This is a genomic window from Numidum massiliense (genome assembly GCF_001375555.1).
Classification (GTDB): Bacteria; Bacillota; Bacilli; order Thermoactinomycetales; family Novibacillaceae; genus Numidum; species Numidum massiliense.
Window position 1 is genome coordinate 1,210,899 of record NZ_CTDZ01000009.1, and the last position, 15,875, is coordinate 1,226,773.

Genomic DNA, 15,875 nt, shown 5'->3' on the forward strand with positions numbered 1-15,875 from the left:
ATCATTTCCACGTCACGAATAATGGGCGAATTTTTTCGTATGTAGCGCGCGACGCGCGGCCGCGGAGCGGTCATGTCGTTTGTCAAAAAATGCGCGCTATACTATAATACACAAAAGCGCTAAAGTACGCCTGAACGTATTCCGTGCAATTGTGCTATGATAGAACAATATTTATGTGAGAGGAAGACGAGCATGCGTTATCTTACTGCAGGTGAATCACACGGGCCACAGTTGACGGCCATTATCGAAGGGCTGCCGAGTAACGTACCGCTTTCCGCGGAACAGATCAACGAACAGATGGCGCGGCGACAAAAAGGTTACGGCCGCGGCAACCGCATGAATATCGAAAAAGACCGCGCGCAAATCGTGTCCGGTGTGCGTTTTGGCAAAACGACGGGAGCGCCGCTCACGCTCGTCATCGAAAATAAAGATTGGAAGCGTTGGACCGACGTGATGCAGATCGAAGCAGGTGGCGTCGACGAAAGTAAGCGCCGCGTGTCGCGTCCAAGGCCAGGACACGCCGATTTAAACGGTGCGATCAAATACGGGCACCGCGACATGCGCAACGTACTCGAGCGCTCGAGTGCGCGTGAAACGGCGGCGCGGGTAGCGGTCGGGGCGGTAGCGCGGCAGTTGCTCGCGCACCTCGGCATCGAGATCGCCGGTCACGTCGTGCGCATCGGGGCCGCGGGGACGGTACCGACTCCGGATGTGCCTGTAAGCGAGTTGCGCGAACGGTCGGAGGCGTCGCCGGTGCGCTGCATCGACGAACAACTGGAACAGCAAATGATCGCCGCCATCGACAAAGCGAAAAAGGAAGGCGACACAGTTGGCGGGGTCGTCGAAGTGATCGCCAGCGGCGTGCCGGTCGGCCTGGGCAGCCACGTCCATTGGGACCGCAAATTGGACGCGCGCCTCGCACAAGCGGTCATGAGTGTGCAGGCGTTTAAAGGGGTCGAGTTCGGCATCGGCTTCCGCGCCGGCGAGCGGATGGGTTCGGAAGTGCACGACGAAATTGCTTGGACAGCTGAACGTGGCTATTACCGTAAGACGAATCGCCTCGGTGGGTTTGAAGGCGGCATGACGTCAGGGGCGCCGATCGTCGTCCGCGGCGTGATGAAGCCGATTCCGACGTTGTACAAACCGCTGCAAAGTGTGGATATCGACACGAAAGAGCCGTTTGCAGCAAGTATCGAGCGCTCAGACAACTGTGCCGTACCAGCAGCGAGCGTCGTCGTCGAAGGGGTTGTCGCGTGGGAAATTGCACGCACCGTTTGCGAGACGTTCAGCAGTGACACGTTCGCTTCGCTTCAGCGGGAGATCGCCGCGTACGCACAGCACGCAAAGGAGTTTTAGCGATGGCAAACGGCGCAACGCTACACGTCGATTTAGGAGAGCGGTCGTATCCGATCCACATCGCTGCCGATTTACTGTCCAACTTGCCTTCCCTACTCGCTGCGCGCGATGTCACGACGCAGCATCCACTGTTTGTCGTGACGGACGAAAACGTCGACGCTCATTACGGATCGGACGTGCTTCTGTCGCTGCGGCTGGCAGGTTACCGCGTGCACAAAAGTGTCGTACCACCCGGCGACCGCTCGAAGTCGCTCACCGTATTGGAGCGGCTCGTCGCGGAAGCGTTAGAGGCGGGGTTAGACCGGAGCGGCGTCGTCCTCGCGCTCGGGGGAGGCATGATCGGCGACTTGGCCGGTTTTTTTGCCGCTAGTTTCATGCGCGGCATTCGCTATGTGCAACTGCCGACGACGTTACTTGCCCACGACAGCAGTGTTGGCGGTAAAGTCGCGGTCAACCACCCATTGGCGAAAAACGTCATCGGCGCCTTCCACCAACCGCTAGCCGTCATTTATGACATTGCTACGCTACAGACGCTTTCAACGCGGGAGCGACGGTCCGGTTTTGCCGAACTTCTGAAGCACGGATTTATTCGCGACGCAGCGCTGCTCGACGACGTGAGCGAAAATCGCGAGTCGCTGTTGGCTGTAAAGTCGCCGTACATCGAAGAGGCGATTTTACGCGGCTGTCGCATTAAGGCCAACGTCGTTGCCAACGACGAACGCGAGCAAGGCTTGCGCGCGATATTAAACTACGGGCACACGATCGGGCATGCGATCGAAGCGTTAGGCGGCTTTAGTCGCTTTACGCACGGCGAAGCGATTGCGATCGGCATGGTCGGGGCGGCGATGGTAGGGGAAAAACTCGGCACGGTGCGCGAAGACGTCGTCACGCCGACGCGCAAGCTACTTGCCGCTTACGGGCTACCGACCGCCTTGCCGGAGTCATTTGCCGAGGACGACATCGTCGCCCGCATGAAACACGACAAAAAGAATCGCGCAGCGGAACTCGTCATGGTGCTTCCGACGAAGTGGGGCGACGTCGATATTTTTTCCGGCATTTCTGAAGCTGTCGTACGCGACGTACTGACAGCGTTAAAAAATCCTGCGGAGGAGGGGTAAGATGAAGGTGCGAGGTATTCGCGGTGCGACGACCGTCGAACACAACCGGACAGAGGACATTTTGCGCGAGACAGCGGCGTTGCTCGAAGAGATCGTCGCTCGCAACGGCATTGAGGCGGATGAGATCGCTAGCGTGTTTATTACAGTGACGCCTGATCTGAATGCGACGTTTCCGGCGCGGGCGATTCGCTCGATGGCTGGGTGGAAGCACGTCCCACTCATGTGTGGACAGGAGATTGCCGTCCCGGACAGTTTGCCGAAGTGCATTCGCCTCATGCTCCTCGTCAATACGGAGCTCACGGCGCAAGAGGTCGCGCACGTGTACTTGAAAGGTGCTGTCGCGCTGCGGCCCGATTTAGCGCAAGTGAACGGGTGAAACCGATTCGTAAGGTAGCGTTGAGGTTGCATGCAGCAAGACGATATTGATCATCCCGACGAGCAACAGCAACCAAAGTCACACGATCCCTTCACCTCCTTCTTTTACAACGAATAGTTTTCCCCCTTGTACTTACAACATAGCGGAATACTTAGCAAATATTCGACTAGTAGCCTGCGCTCCCTGCTCTTTACTGAATCGGGGGGAAACTTTTTTAGCTCCAAATATGGGCTACCTCTGGGGGATCACCTTGCCTATAATAAGGGGAATCCCTCATACCGTTAGGAAGGGAAAATCTTTATAATGGTAGGTGAAGGGGGGAAGGCCATGCGTGCGTTTTTACAGGTGAGTAACGAACGGACAGCGGCTCGCATTTTGCGTTTTTTACAGTTAGATCCGGAGCAGGCAAAGCTTACCGATGTGTGTCGGCAGGCGCAGTTTTTTCTCGACACTCTAAAAGAAGAAGCCACCCCCATCTTGTACGGAAAGGTACTCGCCGTTAACGACATCGGCTTAACGCTCGAATTTAACGACCGCGTCGCCCGTTACGTCAGCTTTATTCCGTGGCATGCGGTGCACGAATTTAAAATGTCTACTATCTTAAGTTTGCAAAAATAAGCCTCCCACGATGCGGTTGTGGGAGGCTTTTACATTCGTTTTAGTTGGTGGGTTGGGTGGTGAAGACTGGGGTAGCGGAGATGGCGCGACAGAAACTGCCGCGGGTAGAGATAAATCGTCGGTGCTAGTAATAGTGTATACTGATGCATAAAACCTCGTACGCTAGGAGGGTCAGCAAGTGTTACTGCGTTATTTTTATAACGAAAAATTGGCGCACGCGTCGTACCTCGTCGGGTGTCAACAGACGGGGGAAGCGATCGTGATCGATCCGGCGCGGGACGTCACACCGTATCAGCGAGTGGCACAAGCGGAAGGTCTGCAAATCGTGGCAGCGACGGAAACGCACATTCACGCTGATTTTGTCTCGGGCGCGCGTGAATTGGCTGAGCAGTGGCAAGCGAAGCTCTATTTGTCTGCCGAGGGGGGTAAGGATTGGCAGTATCGCTATGTGGGACAACTGGGGCACAGGCAGTGCGGCGGAAGTGACAACTACGAGCTGGTACGTGACGGTGATCGCTTTACAGTCGGGAACGTCGCGTTCGACGTGATGCACACGCCCGGGCATACACCGGAAAGCATGTCGCTCTTACTCACCGACTGCGGTGGGCAGGCGGAGCGGCCGATGGGTATTTTTACTGGCGATTTCGTGTTTGTCGGCGACGTCGGTCGGCCAGATTTGCTAGAAAAAGTAGGCGGCGCGGCAGGGAGCGCCGTCTCCGGGGCGCGGGCGATGTTTCGTTCGCTGCAAACATTCAAGCAGCTGCCCGATTACGTGCAAGTGTGGCCTGCGCACGGTGCCGGTAGTGCCTGCGGAAAGGCGCTTGGGGCTGTACCGTCTTCAACAGTCGGTTACGAGAAATTGTACAACTGGGCCCTTGCGCACACTGACGAAACAGCGTTTGTCACGGCGTTACTCAGTGGCCAGCCGGAGGCGCCAACATATTTCGCAGCGATGAAACAGGTGAACAAAGATGGGCCGCCATTGTTGAAAGAGTTACCGCAACCGGAACGGATCCAGACGGGTGAGCGACTGCGCGAGCTACTCCCGTCACGTGCCCGCATCGTCGATACGCGTCCGTGCGACGCGTTCGCGAAACGGCATGTGGCGGGGACGATCAACATACCGTACAACCGCTCGTTTACGAACTGGGCCGGTTGGTTAATCGACGACACAAGACCGCTTTACTTTTTAGTTGCTGCTGAAGCTGTCCCTGACATGTTACGCGATTTACGCGCGATAGGTATCGACCGCGTCGCCGGATACATGCATCTCGACGACGCGTTTACCCAATGCGCGGACTTATTTAATGAGTCGTACCGCGAAGCGGAACCGGCGGAAATGTGCGAGCCGATCGCCGTAGGCGATGTCACGCTCATCGACGTGCGCAACAGGGACGAGTGGCAGGAGGGGCACATCGCCGGCGCCCATCATATGATGCTTGGCACATTGCCCGAGGGGCTAGATGAAGTGGATGAACTGATTGAACGAACGAGCGGGAAGCCACTCCTGTTGCAGTGCCGCTCGGGAGCCCGTTCCGCGATCGCAGCTAGCATTTTGCAAGCGTATGGCGTGAAAGAGGTCGTTAACTTGCAAGGTGGCATCGATGACTGGCAAGCGAAGGGATTGCCAGTCGTGCGCCCGTCTGTGCAAAAGTTCCCTTGCGAACGCAAGTAGAGAATCGGAGGAGCGGGCAGGCGGCAAAAACTCGCGAGTTTAGCACACTGTCAGTCACTTTCCAAATCGCGGACCGTCTCGCTGCGGGCGGTCTTTTTTTCGTCTTCGTATGGTGATCGTAATGAAGGCGCTTTAATATTTTTAAAAAGAATACGTGTTCAACGATGTGTCCAAATAGCGCGTCCTCCTTCTAAACGCCTCTCATTTTAAACACTTTGTTTAAGGTGAATTTTGGCATGTATTCGCGATATTGTCAAGAAGTTGCCAGGTTTCAAGCGACAAGAAAAGTGTCACATAACTGTAACCTAGAAGGTGTTGGTCCTTTATGATCTCACCTATAATAGACATGAAAGGTATCAATTGGAAAAGGGGACATCGTAATGGCACGGATTGTTAATTCACCCGGAAAATATATTCAAGGTAAAGGCGAATTAGCGAAAATAAAAGACCACCTTGCCGGCGTGGGGAAGTCGCCGCTCGTCATTGCCGACGAGTTTGTGCAGTCGATCACGAAGGATATAGTGGAAGGAAGCTATGCTGACAGTGACGCTTCTGTCGCTTTTGAAACGTTCGGCGGCGAATGCTCCAAGCCCGAAATTAATCGGTTGCGCGACGTTGTAGAAGCGGGTGGTCACGATGTCGTCGTCGGCATCGGCGGTGGGAAGACGCACGATACAGCGAAGGCAGTCGCGTATTACACACACAAACCTGTCGTCGTCGTACCGACGATCGCTTCGACCGACGCTCCGTGTAGTGCGTTGTCTGTCGTATATACGGAGGACGGTATGTTTGACGAATACTTACTGCTTCCGAAAAACCCCGACATCGTGTTAGTCGATACGCAAATCGTCGCTAACGCACCGGCGCGCTTGCTTGTAGCCGGGATCGGCGATGCGTTGGCGACACTGTTTGAGGCGAGAGCTTGCGAAGCGGCAAACGGTGTGCCGATGGCGGGAGGACAAGTGTCGAAGGCGGCGATGGCGCTAGCTGAACTGTGTTATGACACGTTACTGGAGGACGGTCTAAAAGCTAAGTTAGCCGTCGAGCAAAACGTCGTCACTGAAGCAGTGGAAAATATCGTCGAAGCGAATACGTATTTGAGCGGTATCGGCTTTGAAAGCGGTGGTCTCGCAGCAGCGCACGCGATCCACAACGGCTTTACCGTCATCGACGATTGTCATCAGTTGTACCACGGCGAAAAAGTCGCTTTCGGTACGCTTGTACAACTGGTGTTGGAGAACAGTCCGCTCGAGGAAATGGACGAAGTGATCGAGTTGTGCCTGGGCTTAGGACTACCCGTCACGTTAGAAGAGATGGGCATCAAGGAAAATATTGCAGATAAAATGCGCCAAGTGGCTGAAGCATCTTGTGCGGAAGGTGAAACGATTCACAATATGCCATTTCCGGTGACCCCGGACGACGTCTACGCGGCAATTCTCACCGCAGATGCATTAGGGCGGCAGTACCGGGCGTAAGGCCACGTACAAACATAGGATCACGTACAAACATAGGGCCAAACAAACATACGCTATAAATTCGAAACAGGGCGGAATCGCAGGGACGGAAATGTCCTCCCTGTACATGAGTAAAACTGAGCGAAACCGAGTGAGTGCTCCCGGCCTTGACCGCAGGGGTCGTCCTCGGTTTTTTGTCGCACATTTTTGTACAAGGCGGTTCTGTCGGCGAGGCGGTCAATACGTTACTAGGCGAGAAAAAAAACAGACCCGTGCATTCGAGGGATCGACATCATATGGACACGTTCCTTAACCCCGTACGTTTGTGCGGGGTTTTTCGTCGCAGCGAATGGCACGGCGTGAACGCGACGTGTAATCGTTACAAATTTATTAATGTTTGTCGTCGGCTTTGTGAAACATGACATTCACAACTTAAACGTTTAGGAAAGTTGTGATACGATAAATATACACGACATTTGAACGGGCTAAGGGAAAGGAAGACTTGCTGTGGAGATTAGTGGAGAGCGTTTACAGCTAAACGGCGAGGATACGCTGCGGGAAGGGTGGGGTGACGTTTTCACCCGCATGAGTAACCCGTGGAGTCCCTTATTGAACGTGTTTGCATATATGACCGACGGCATCCTTATTATGAACCACTTCCGACAAATCGTCGGGATCAACCGCGCAGCAGAAGAGATGTTAGGTTGGACGAACGAAGACTTACTTAATAGCGTCGCCTTTTGCCAATTGTGCGACGGGGTTGTGTCGAATCGGGAAGACACGCTGGCGACGTGCTTAAACTGCCAGGTGTTTACAGAGAATTCCCCGTACGTAGAACTGGTACTTAAGGCTAAGGATGGGCGCGAAGTGACGGTGACGGCGAGTAGTACAATTATGGCAGCCACGGCCGACGTACCAGCTTGTACGATCGTCGCGATCCGCGATATTTCGGCACAAAAGCGGCAGGCGAAAGCGCGCATGTCTCGTCTGTTATCTAATAAAATGATGCAAACGCTCGAAGAGGAACGGAAGCGCGTCTCGAAAGAGTTACACGACGGGATCGGACAAAACGTGTTTAGTATGCAAATGATGTTAGATCTGCTACTCTGCCAATTAGACGGTCACCCGTCAGCTGAAATGTGTGGCAACGTGCGGCAGATGACGGCGCAAGTGCTCGAAGAAGTACGCAATTTATCGGTCGAACTGCGGCCGTCCATTCTCGACGATTTAGGGTTAATACCGGCGATTCGCTCAACTGTGAAGCGAATGGAAGCAGCTGCTCCCTTCGAAATGACGTTTACGTATAACCGCAACCGCCGATTGTCAGCCGAGCGAGAGTTGGCGCTGTACCGCATTTTTCAAGAAGCACTCAATAACGCGTTGAAGTATTCCGAGGCAGAGCACTTCCAAGTCGATGTCTTGTTTGAAGAAGGAGATTGTGCGCCTGTCATGCTAACGGTGATCGATGACGGAAAAGGTTTCCTCCCCGATCAGCTCGGGGAAAGCGGACGCGGCTTAGGTCTGTTTAGTATGCGGGAACGAGTGGCCCAATTGAACGGAAAAATACATATCGACTCACGTGTGGGTGAGGGGACTCACATCCGCGTATGGCTGCCACAAGGAGGAGAGAACTGTGAATAAGATCCGCGTGTTAATCGCCGACGATCATGCGATCGTACGCTCCGGCGTCAACATGTTACTGTCATCGCAACCTGACATTGTCGTCGTCGGCGAAGCGAGCGATGGGCGGGAAGCGGTGCAGAAGGCGCTAGAGTTGCAACCGGATGTCGTGATGATGGATTTAAGTATGCCGCCGGGCCTCGACGGCATTGCGGCGACGACCGAACTGAAAAAAGAGGCACCCGACATACACGTCCTCGTATTGACGATGTACGACGACGAAGAGTATTTGTTTCGCGTATTAAATGCAGGGGCGTCGGGATACATTATAAAAAACGCACACGACTCGGAGCTCGTCGCTGCCGTTCGCGCCGTTTACGAAGGGCAGGCGTACTTGTACCCGACAGCGGCTAAACGATTAGTGGAGAGCTTTCTCCACCGGGTCGAAGAAGGGGAAAACGTCGATATTTACCACCTGCTGACAGACCGCGAACGGGAAGTACTCACCTTGATCGCTAAAGGTTACGGCAATAAGGAAATGGCGGAACAACTGTTTATTAGTGTGAAGACGGTGGAGAGCCACAAAGCGCGCGTCATGAATAAACTCGGCTTGTACACGCGCCACGAACTCGTCGATTACGCCATCAGAAAAGGATTGCTCGATTTAGAATACAGTCGCGAGGGGACGATTAGCTAAAGCGGCTAGCTTAAGGAGGCTAGCGAAGGCGGCGACTTGCGAATGAACTTCGCAGTGGTGCGATGGCAGCAAAAAAGAATAATGTACACCTTAACGACTCCGCACGGACAAGGTGCGGAGTTTTTTGCTCTTACGATAACGACGTCAATCCGAACAGCAGGATGAAAAAGACGATGCCATTAGCGATCTCGATCAGACCAATTTTTAGCGGTGCTAACCGTTTCCCGCGTGGGGTGAACCAATCTTTCACAGTCCCCGGCAAGTAGGCCCACGCGACCGTTCCGTATCCCGTAAGGAGCGGAAGTGCGAGTAGTACGGCGTGAAAGATGTGCGACTTTTTACGAAAGGTGTCGTTTTTGCGCTCCCGAATGAGCGATTTCACATAAAAAGACGTCCCGACGAAATACAAGGTGACGATCGCGAATAGCTGCCAAGCTTGCCCCGTCAGTGCCCCGCGGCCGACTGTGTACGCCGCGACACTCCCGAGGGAGAAAATAGCGACGCCGCAGATGTCGTTTAGCATGTGGCGTTCATTTTTTTTCCGCAAAAAGGTCAAGTTGACGGCAAAGCAAGGGAGGGCGACGACAGTTAACCATAACAGCTCCGGGAAAAACGCGACGACCGGTAAGGCAAAGGCGAGGCCGATCGCCGTATAGGAGAGTGCCCACGGACGCATCTCTCGCACGAGGCTCGAATTGCGCAACTGGGCGAGCCACGGCGTCATACTCAAATATATGAAAAACCAACCGATGAATAAGGGCAGATGGATCCACTTCGGACCGGAAAAAGCCATTCCTAACACGTACGGGAGCAAGAACATCATCCACGTGCCGTGTTCTTTCGGCAAAACGAGCTTCACTAGTATTCTCTCCTCTATTTGCGCGATTTGCGCGCACCGTATGTGCGCGTCCGCTTTTTTATCGTATAACACCTCCTTCATTATAAGCGAAACAAGGTGCGCGTTGTCTATGACACACGTCACAGAGGTGAAAAAACGCGTACAATACGTTTACAAGCCAAACAAAGCGTTCACGATGACGGGCAAACGGTTGTAAAATTTATGCAATAAAACGGGCTAAATCAATCAAACCGCAACACATAACATCACTCGTTAACAAACAATCACAGCAATTTATACTAGAAATTAGAGTTAGGGAAATCCCCGCATGTTATAAGGGGATTCCCCGATAGGCACCTGGCGTCCATTCACTTATGATGAAGCTAAACATCAGGAGGTGAGAGCATGGCGGAATTATCGCGAAGGGATGAAACGGTCCGTACAGAGCGCGCACATACGCAACAGACGGAGGAAGAGGAACATTCGTTCAAAGGCACGTTCGTCTCCGTGTTAATGGTCGGTGGCGTCATCATTGTCTCTTGGTTTGCCGTGTTCTTTCTATTTTTGTCACGTCAGTAGGACGAGGGGGAATAAAACATGCATTTGCATCGCTATGAACGTATTTGGCTGACCATCGGTAGTGTCACGTTAGCCGTTTTTTTAGCCATTTTAGCTTTTCAATCGTTTGCACTCGGCATGGGGCCGCCAAGTAACACGGAGGTGATCGATGCGAAGGCGGTCGAAACGACGCCGCCGTTCGATCAACCGGGGATACACAAAATAGGAGATAAACAATACGAGGCGGTCATCGTCGGACTCGCCTTCGGCTACAACCCGAACGAGATTAAGATCCCCGCTGGCTCGACAGTCCATTTTACGATGACGAGTAAAGACGTCGTCCACGGCTTTCAAATTGCCGGCACGAACGTTAACGCGATGTTGACACCAGGGTATATTAGTAAAATTAGCCACACGTTCAAAAAACCCGGCGAATATCTCATTTTATGTAACGAGTATTGCGGGACTGGCCACCAAGTCATGATGGCGAAAGTGATCGTACAATGAGCAATGTTGGAGGGAAGAGGTCATGAGAGACTCAGTACAGTCGAGTGAGCAGTTTCAAGGGTTTGAACGTCAGGACGCGCGCCTCGGTAGCGCACACCTCGTCGTCGCCTTCACTGCATTGTTAATCGGCGGCATCTGTGGTTTATTGCAAGCGCTAGACCAAGGCGGAATGGTCAATATGCCGTCCTGGATCGGCTACTACCAGTTGTTGACCGCTCACGGCGTCTTGTTAGCACTCGTAACGACGACATTTTTCATTATCGGTTTTATTTACGCCGGATTAGCGCGCGTTTTAGGAGGAAAGCTCATCCCAGCGACGCGGCGTTACGGCTGGATCGGCTTCGTTTTAATGACGGTCGGCACGATCATGGCGACGGTGATGATTCTCGCGAACAAAGCGACGGTATTGTACACGTTTTACGCCCCGATGCAGGCGTCGCCGTGGTTTTACATCGGCTTGGCCCTACTTGTCGTCGGATCGTGGAGTAGTGGCATCGGCGTGTTTTTGAACTATCGGCATTATCGCCACACGCATCCAGGTAAAACGTCTCCCTTGCTTTCATTTATGGCTGTGGCGACGTTCATTATGTGGTTCGTCGCTTCCATTGGCGTGGCGATCGAAGTGGTCGTACAACTTATCCCGTGGTCGTTCGGTTGGGTTGAAACGGTTAACGTCTTGCTCAGTCGTACGCTGTTCTGGTTTTTCGGTCACCCGCTCGTCTATTTTTGGTTGTTGCCGGCGTACATGATTTGGTACGTCTGTCTCCCCAAAATTGTCGGCGGCAAAATTTTCAGTGACGCGTTGGCACGGCTCGCGTTCGTATTGTTCATTATGTTTTCCATTCCGGTCGGTTTTCACCACCAGCTAACTGAACCGGGTGTGGCACAAGGTTGGAAGTTCCTGCAAGTGTCTCTGACGATGGCCGTTGTCGTGCCGTCGCTAATGACCGCCTTTTCGATGTTCGCGACGTTCGAAAGTGTCGGACGGGCAAAAGGGGCGCGTGGCCTATTCGGTTGGTTGAAGGTGTTGCCGTGGAACGATGTGCGCTTCTTGGCGCCGTTTATCGCGATGCTCCTGTTTATTCCCGGGGGTGCCGGCGGAATTATTAACGCTAGTAACCAGATGAACCAAGTCGTGCACAACACGATGTTCATTACCGGGCACTTCCACTTAGCAGTCGCTACGACGGTACTGCTCACATTTTTCGGAGCAGCTTACTGGCTCATTCCGGCGCTGACAAACCGCCGCTTGACGCCAGCGATCAACAAGCTCGGCATCGTGCAGACGATCTTGTGGACGGTCGGGATGTTGATCATGTCCGGGGCGATGCACATCGTCGGCTTACTCGGGGCACCGCGGCGCACGTCGTTTACCGATTACCAAGGATCCGCTGTCGCGGCCGACTGGGTACCGTACAAAATAGCGATGGGCGTTGGCGGAGCGATTCTGTTCGTCGCTATCATCTTGATGGTGTACATCGTTATTCACCTGTTTTTGTTTGCGCCGAAAGGAAAGACCGACTTTGTCGTCAGTGAAGTCGCAGAAGGCGCGCAAAAGACGCCGATGTGGTTGGAACACTGGCCCGTTTGGGTTGGTCTGATCGCAACGTTAATCCTCATTGCGTATGTCAGTCCAGTCATCCACATTATTGAACAATCGCCGCCAGGCTCGCTCCCGTTTGTGACGTGGTAAGTGTCTCGCCGCTCGCTCATCGGGCGCAGTAGAAAAAAGGTGCTGGATCAGGCATGGCAGTTTGACGAAGGTTTAACTGCTCGCTTGATTTTCAGCACCTTTTCTACTACTCTCTAAAAGAGGATGCCGTCTTTAGGCAACTCGACTGTAAGATTTTTTGGGAGGTTATTGGCGGATGGCAGACGAACAACTGACCCACTTTAATCGTCAACAGCGAGCGAAGATGGTCGATGTTTCCCATAAACAGACGACGAAGCGCGTTGCAGTAGCCAAAAGCCGCGTGACGATGGCTCCGGCGACGCTGAAGCGCGTGCAAGATGGGACGATGGGTAAAGGGGATGTGCTCGCCGTCGCGCAAGTAGCGGGGATTATGGCGGCCAAACAGACGTCAGAGCTCGTTCCGATGTGCCACCCGCTGCCGCTCACTGGGGTCGATATTTTCTTTGACACGACTGCAGACGACGCCATCGCCATCGAAGCGCAAGTGAAGACGGTCGGCGTCACCGGGGTGGAAATGGAAGCTCTTACGGCAGCGAGTGTCGCCGCACTCACCATTTACGATATGTGTAAAGCGATTGACAAGGAGATGACGCTCGGTCCGACATACGTGGCAGCCAAATCGGGTGGAAAAAGCGGCGACTACGTGCGCGAACAACCAGTCGACGTACCCGATGTACGGTGATAGTCCGCGACTTTAGCTTGTGAAAATTGTAATAGACATAGTTTCAGTACGAACAGGAGGCTTTACTCATGCGGTTTGGGCGTACAGCGATTAAAGTTGCAGAAGCACAGGCACGCATTGCACCGTTCATTCACCCCGGTGATACAGAACAAATTGCACTCGCGGACAGTAGTGGGCGCTACCTTGCTGAGGACGTAACTGCGACGCACGACGTGCCACACTTTCGCCGCTCCGGCATGGACGGGTTCGCCATTCGCGCTGCGGATACACGCGGGGCGACGCGGGAACGGCCAGTGTTGTTAGAAGTGATCGAGACAGTACCGTGCGGGGACGTGCCGACGACTGAAGTGGCGACAGGGCAGGCGACGCGCATTATGACTGGCGCAGCAGTGCCGGAAGGAGCCGACGCTGTCGTCATGTTTGAAATGACAGATGCGGTCGAACGCGAGGGAAAAGTGTACACGGCTGTAAAGAAAGAAATTGCGCCTGGAGACAACGTGACAGCGATCGGCCAAGAAGTGCAAAAAGGGACGATGCTACTGGAAAAAGGACGGCGCATTAACGCCGGAGAAGCGGCGTTGCTAGCGACATTCGGTTATGATACGCTTAGCGTATACCGCCAGCCGACAGTAGCTATTTTTGCGACGGGCTCGGAATTGCTCCCGGTAGGTGAAGCGATCCGGCCAGGTAAAATTCGCAACAGCAACAGTTACATGTTGGCGAATCAAGTAGAAAATGCGGGTGGCACCCCGTACGTGCAACAAATTTTGCCCGACGTCGTCGACGAAGCGGAAGAGGCGATTTTTAATGCCCTACAGACGGCTGACATGGTGATTACGACTGGTGGCGTCTCCGTCGGAGATTACGACATTCTCGTCGACATTTTAGCAAAATGGGACGGCGACGTATTGTTCAATAAATTAATGATGCGCCCTGGCAGTCCGACGACCGTCGGTAGGTGGCGCGACACGTTTTTGTTCGCCCTCTCCGGTAATCCGGGTGCGTGTTTCGTCGGTTTTGAACTGTTCGTGCGGCCGGTAATCGCCGGGATGCTCGGCAAGCGAGAGCGCGAGCTCCAGCCGTTTACCGCGATTCTCGGCGCAGACTTTCGCAAACCGGGCGCGTTTCCGCGTTACGTGCGCGGCAAAATGTCGAGCGAGGACGGCCAAGTCGTCGTACGCCCGAACGGCGTCGACAAGTCGAGCATTACCGTCTCCATCGTAGACGCCGATTGCTTAATCGTCATACCGCCCGGCGGACAAGGTGTGCGCGCCGGTGAGCGCGTGACGGCGCTGAAGTTAAATGTCGTAGATTGAGGTAGTATGCGAATGAAGACGGAGCAATTGGTAGTCAATTCACCGGCAGTTTTTCATATCGTCGGTTATAAAAATAGCGGCAAAACGACGCTCGTCTGTCGCTTAGTCGAGCGTTTGCGCAGGCGCGGCTACCGCGTCGGGACGGTAAAAAGCGACGCGCACCAGTTCGAGATGGACCACCCGGGGAGAGACACGTGGCAGCATCGCGAGGCCGGTGCCGAAGTCGTAGCAATTACGTCGCGCACGCGTACGGCCATTCTCGAAGAGCAGCCTCGCACGCTGTCGGATCTACTCGCACACATGCGGGAAATGGACATCGTGCTCGTCGAAGGGATGAAAGCAGGGTCTTATCCGAAGGTCGTACTCCTGCGGCACGAGGACGATCGCGCGTTGATCGACCAATTGGAACGGGTGATCGCTGTCGCGACGTGGCTTCCGGCGGACACAATTAACGCTGAGTGGGGATCAGCGGAACACGTCTCTTCCACCCCCAAAGTTTACCACATCGACGACGTCGAACGGATTGCCAACTTGTTGGTAAAAGCGATGGGAGCGGAAAAAGATGACATACTGTGCGATAACGAATGAGCGCATTCGCATCGAGGACGTCGTGGCTGCGGTGAGCAACCCGCTAGCCGGTGCCGTCTGTACGTTTATCGGTACGGTGCGAGAATTGACTGGCGACAAAAAAACACTGTACTTACAGTATGAAGCATATACAGAAATGGCGGAGCGGAAGCTCAAGCAAATCGCTGCGGAAATAAAGGAACAGCACGCCGGTGCCAAAGTGGCAATTGTCCACCGCATCGGCCGCCTCGACATTGAAGACGTCGCCGTAGCGATTGCCGTGGCGACCCCGCATCGGCCAGAGGCGTTCGCCGCCTGTCGCTATGCGATTGAGCGGCTTAAAGAAATCGTCCCTATTTGGAAAAAGGAACATTGGGCCGACGGTTCGTTTTGGGTCGGCGATCAGCAAGAACGCGTGGCTTATCCGACTGGCAAGCCACCCCGCGAGGGGAGTGAGTAGCATTGAAGGTACAATTGTTTGCCGGATTGGCAGAACGGGTAGGGCAGCGCGAGCTCGAATTGCCCGTCACTAAGGAAGTGACGGTGCAAACAGTGCGCGAACTAATCGGAACACATTACCCTAACTTGCGCGAAGCAGTCGCGTCATGCATGGTCGCGGTCAACCAAGAGTACGCGGCGGACGAGGAACGCGTCTCTGCACGCGACGACGTCGTCCTAATTCCCCCCGTGAGCGGGGGCTAATTAAGAAGGGGGCGCGGATCTCCACCCGCCCCTTGATCCCGCCTTAAGGTGCGTTGCGTGCGAAGAATGCCCGAGCGGGAAAGAATGTGTGAAGGACC

At 54.1% G+C, this 15,875-nt stretch carries 17 protein-coding genes; 16 read left to right on the forward strand and 1 reads right to left on the reverse strand.

Features of this window, described 5'->3' with window-relative positions:
* Positions 1–192 precede the first annotated feature (192 nt).
* The 8 genes from aroC (at position 193) to BN1247_RS06240 (ending at position 8,914) form a co-directional block, all read left to right on the forward strand.
* Entirely contained in the window at positions 193–1,356 is a 1,164-nt protein-coding gene (aroC, locus tag BN1247_RS06205; RefSeq protein WP_054949607.1) for a chorismate synthase, read from the forward strand.
* A gap of 2 nt (positions 1,357–1,358) precedes the next feature.
* Complete coding sequence (aroB, locus tag BN1247_RS06210; protein WP_054949608.1) at positions 1,359–2,474, forward strand: 3-dehydroquinate synthase; 1,116 nt, start codon at positions 1,359–1,361, stop codon at positions 2,472–2,474.
* A 1-nt stretch (position 2,475) separates the two neighbouring features.
* On the forward strand, positions 2,476–2,850 hold the full coding sequence (aroH, locus tag BN1247_RS06215; protein WP_054949609.1) for a chorismate mutase: 375 nt from the start codon (positions 2,476–2,478) through the stop codon (positions 2,848–2,850).
* A 327-nt stretch (positions 2,851–3,177) separates the two neighbouring features.
* The gene (locus BN1247_RS06220) at positions 3,178–3,468 is read left to right on the forward strand and encodes a hypothetical protein (protein ID WP_054949610.1); all 291 of its coding nucleotides are present in this window, start codon (positions 3,178–3,180) and stop codon (positions 3,466–3,468) included.
* 178 nt (positions 3,469–3,646) lie between these two features.
* The gene (locus BN1247_RS06225; protein WP_054949611.1) at positions 3,647–5,143 is read left to right on the forward strand and encodes an MBL fold metallo-hydrolase; all 1,497 of its coding nucleotides are present in this window, start codon (positions 3,647–3,649) and stop codon (positions 5,141–5,143) included.
* A 380-nt stretch (positions 5,144–5,523) separates the two neighbouring features.
* The gene (locus tag BN1247_RS06230) at positions 5,524–6,618 is read left to right on the forward strand and encodes a glycerol dehydrogenase (RefSeq protein ID WP_054949612.1); all 1,095 of its coding nucleotides are present in this window, start codon (positions 5,524–5,526) and stop codon (positions 6,616–6,618) included.
* 486 nt (positions 6,619–7,104) lie between these two features.
* Positions 7,105–8,238: a sensor histidine kinase gene (locus tag BN1247_RS06235; RefSeq protein ID WP_054949613.1), complete on the forward strand. Its 1,134-nt coding sequence runs from the start codon at positions 7,105–7,107 to the stop codon at positions 8,236–8,238.
* Positions 8,231–8,914 carry a response regulator gene (locus tag BN1247_RS06240; protein WP_269432635.1) on the forward strand — a complete coding sequence of 228 codons (684 nt, stop codon included), beginning with the start codon at positions 8,231–8,233 and terminating at the stop codon, positions 8,912–8,914. Before BN1247_RS06235 ends, BN1247_RS06240 begins: the two co-directional genes overlap by 8 nt.
* Positions 8,915–9,044: 130 nt before the next feature.
* On the opposite strand, the gene BN1247_RS06245 is transcribed toward BN1247_RS06240, so the two are convergent.
* Positions 9,045–9,854: a YwiC-like family protein gene (locus BN1247_RS06245; RefSeq protein WP_082415814.1), complete on the reverse strand. Its 810-nt coding sequence runs from the start codon at positions 9,852–9,854 to the stop codon at positions 9,045–9,047.
* 303 nt (positions 9,855–10,157) lie between these two features.
* On the opposite strand from BN1247_RS06245, the gene BN1247_RS17635 reads away from it, so the two are divergent.
* The 8 genes from BN1247_RS17635 (at position 10,158) to moaD (ending at position 15,777) form a co-directional block, all read left to right on the forward strand.
* Complete coding sequence (locus tag BN1247_RS17635; RefSeq protein ID WP_147675194.1) at positions 10,158–10,331, forward strand: cytochrome c oxidase subunit 2A; 174 nt, start codon at positions 10,158–10,160, stop codon at positions 10,329–10,331.
* 18 nt (positions 10,332–10,349) lie between these two features.
* Positions 10,350–10,817 carry a cytochrome c oxidase subunit II gene (locus BN1247_RS06250; RefSeq protein ID WP_054949615.1) on the forward strand — a complete coding sequence of 156 codons (468 nt, stop codon included), beginning with the start codon at positions 10,350–10,352 and terminating at the stop codon, positions 10,815–10,817.
* A gap of 22 nt (positions 10,818–10,839) precedes the next feature.
* On the forward strand, positions 10,840–12,510 hold the full coding sequence (locus tag BN1247_RS06255; RefSeq protein ID WP_054949616.1) for a b(o/a)3-type cytochrome-c oxidase subunit 1: 1,671 nt from the start codon (positions 10,840–10,842) through the stop codon (positions 12,508–12,510).
* A gap of 175 nt (positions 12,511–12,685) precedes the next feature.
* Positions 12,686–13,192: a cyclic pyranopterin monophosphate synthase MoaC gene (gene moaC / locus BN1247_RS06260; RefSeq protein ID WP_054949617.1), complete on the forward strand. Its 507-nt coding sequence runs from the start codon at positions 12,686–12,688 to the stop codon at positions 13,190–13,192.
* A gap of 68 nt (positions 13,193–13,260) precedes the next feature.
* On the forward strand, positions 13,261–14,508 hold the full coding sequence (locus tag BN1247_RS06265) for a molybdopterin molybdotransferase MoeA (protein ID WP_054949618.1): 1,248 nt from the start codon (positions 13,261–13,263) through the stop codon (positions 14,506–14,508).
* Positions 14,509–14,520: 12 nt separating this feature from the next.
* Positions 14,521–15,096: a molybdopterin-guanine dinucleotide biosynthesis protein B gene (mobB, locus tag BN1247_RS06270; protein WP_054949619.1), complete on the forward strand. Its 576-nt coding sequence runs from the start codon at positions 14,521–14,523 to the stop codon at positions 15,094–15,096.
* The gene (locus BN1247_RS06275) at positions 15,071–15,535 is read left to right on the forward strand and encodes a molybdenum cofactor biosynthesis protein MoaE (RefSeq protein WP_054949620.1); all 465 of its coding nucleotides are present in this window, start codon (positions 15,071–15,073) and stop codon (positions 15,533–15,535) included. Before mobB ends, BN1247_RS06275 begins: the two co-directional genes overlap by 26 nt.
* A 2-nt stretch (positions 15,536–15,537) precedes the next feature.
* Entirely contained in the window at positions 15,538–15,777 is a 240-nt protein-coding gene (moaD, locus tag BN1247_RS06280) for a molybdopterin converting factor subunit 1 (RefSeq protein ID WP_054949621.1), read from the forward strand.
* Positions 15,778–15,875: the final 98 nt, after the last annotated feature.

Excerpts from the sequence above, each read along its gene's own strand:
- aroC (WP_054949607.1), top strand. The coding sequence starts at position 193 with ATGCGTTATCTTACTGCAGGTGAATCACACGGGCCACAGTTGACGGCC.
- aroB (WP_054949608.1), top strand. The coding sequence starts at position 1,359 with ATGGCAAACGGCGCAACGCTACACGTCGATTTAGGAGAGCGGTCGTAT.
- aroH (WP_054949609.1), top strand. The coding sequence starts at position 2,476 with ATGAAGGTGCGAGGTATTCGCGGTGCGACGACCGTCGAACACAACCGG.
- BN1247_RS06220 (WP_054949610.1), top strand. The coding sequence starts at position 3,178 with ATGCGTGCGTTTTTACAGGTGAGTAACGAACGGACAGCGGCTCGCATT.
- BN1247_RS06230 (WP_054949612.1), top strand. The coding sequence starts at position 5,524 with ATGGCACGGATTGTTAATTCACCCGGAAAATATATTCAAGGTAAAGGC.
- BN1247_RS06245 (WP_082415814.1), bottom strand. The coding sequence starts at position 9,854 with ATGAAGGAGGTGTTATACGATAAAAAAGCGGACGCGCACATACGGTGC.
- BN1247_RS17635 (WP_147675194.1), top strand. The coding sequence starts at position 10,158 with ATGGCGGAATTATCGCGAAGGGATGAAACGGTCCGTACAGAGCGCGCA.
- BN1247_RS06250 (WP_054949615.1), top strand. The coding sequence starts at position 10,350 with ATGCATTTGCATCGCTATGAACGTATTTGGCTGACCATCGGTAGTGTC.
- BN1247_RS06255 (WP_054949616.1), top strand. The coding sequence starts at position 10,840 with ATGAGAGACTCAGTACAGTCGAGTGAGCAGTTTCAAGGGTTTGAACGT.
- moaC (WP_054949617.1), top strand. The coding sequence starts at position 12,686 with ATGGCAGACGAACAACTGACCCACTTTAATCGTCAACAGCGAGCGAAG.
- BN1247_RS06265 (WP_054949618.1), top strand. The coding sequence starts at position 13,261 with ATGCGGTTTGGGCGTACAGCGATTAAAGTTGCAGAAGCACAGGCACGC.
- mobB (WP_054949619.1), top strand. The coding sequence starts at position 14,521 with ATGAAGACGGAGCAATTGGTAGTCAATTCACCGGCAGTTTTTCATATC.
- BN1247_RS06275 (WP_054949620.1), top strand. The coding sequence starts at position 15,071 with ATGACATACTGTGCGATAACGAATGAGCGCATTCGCATCGAGGACGTC.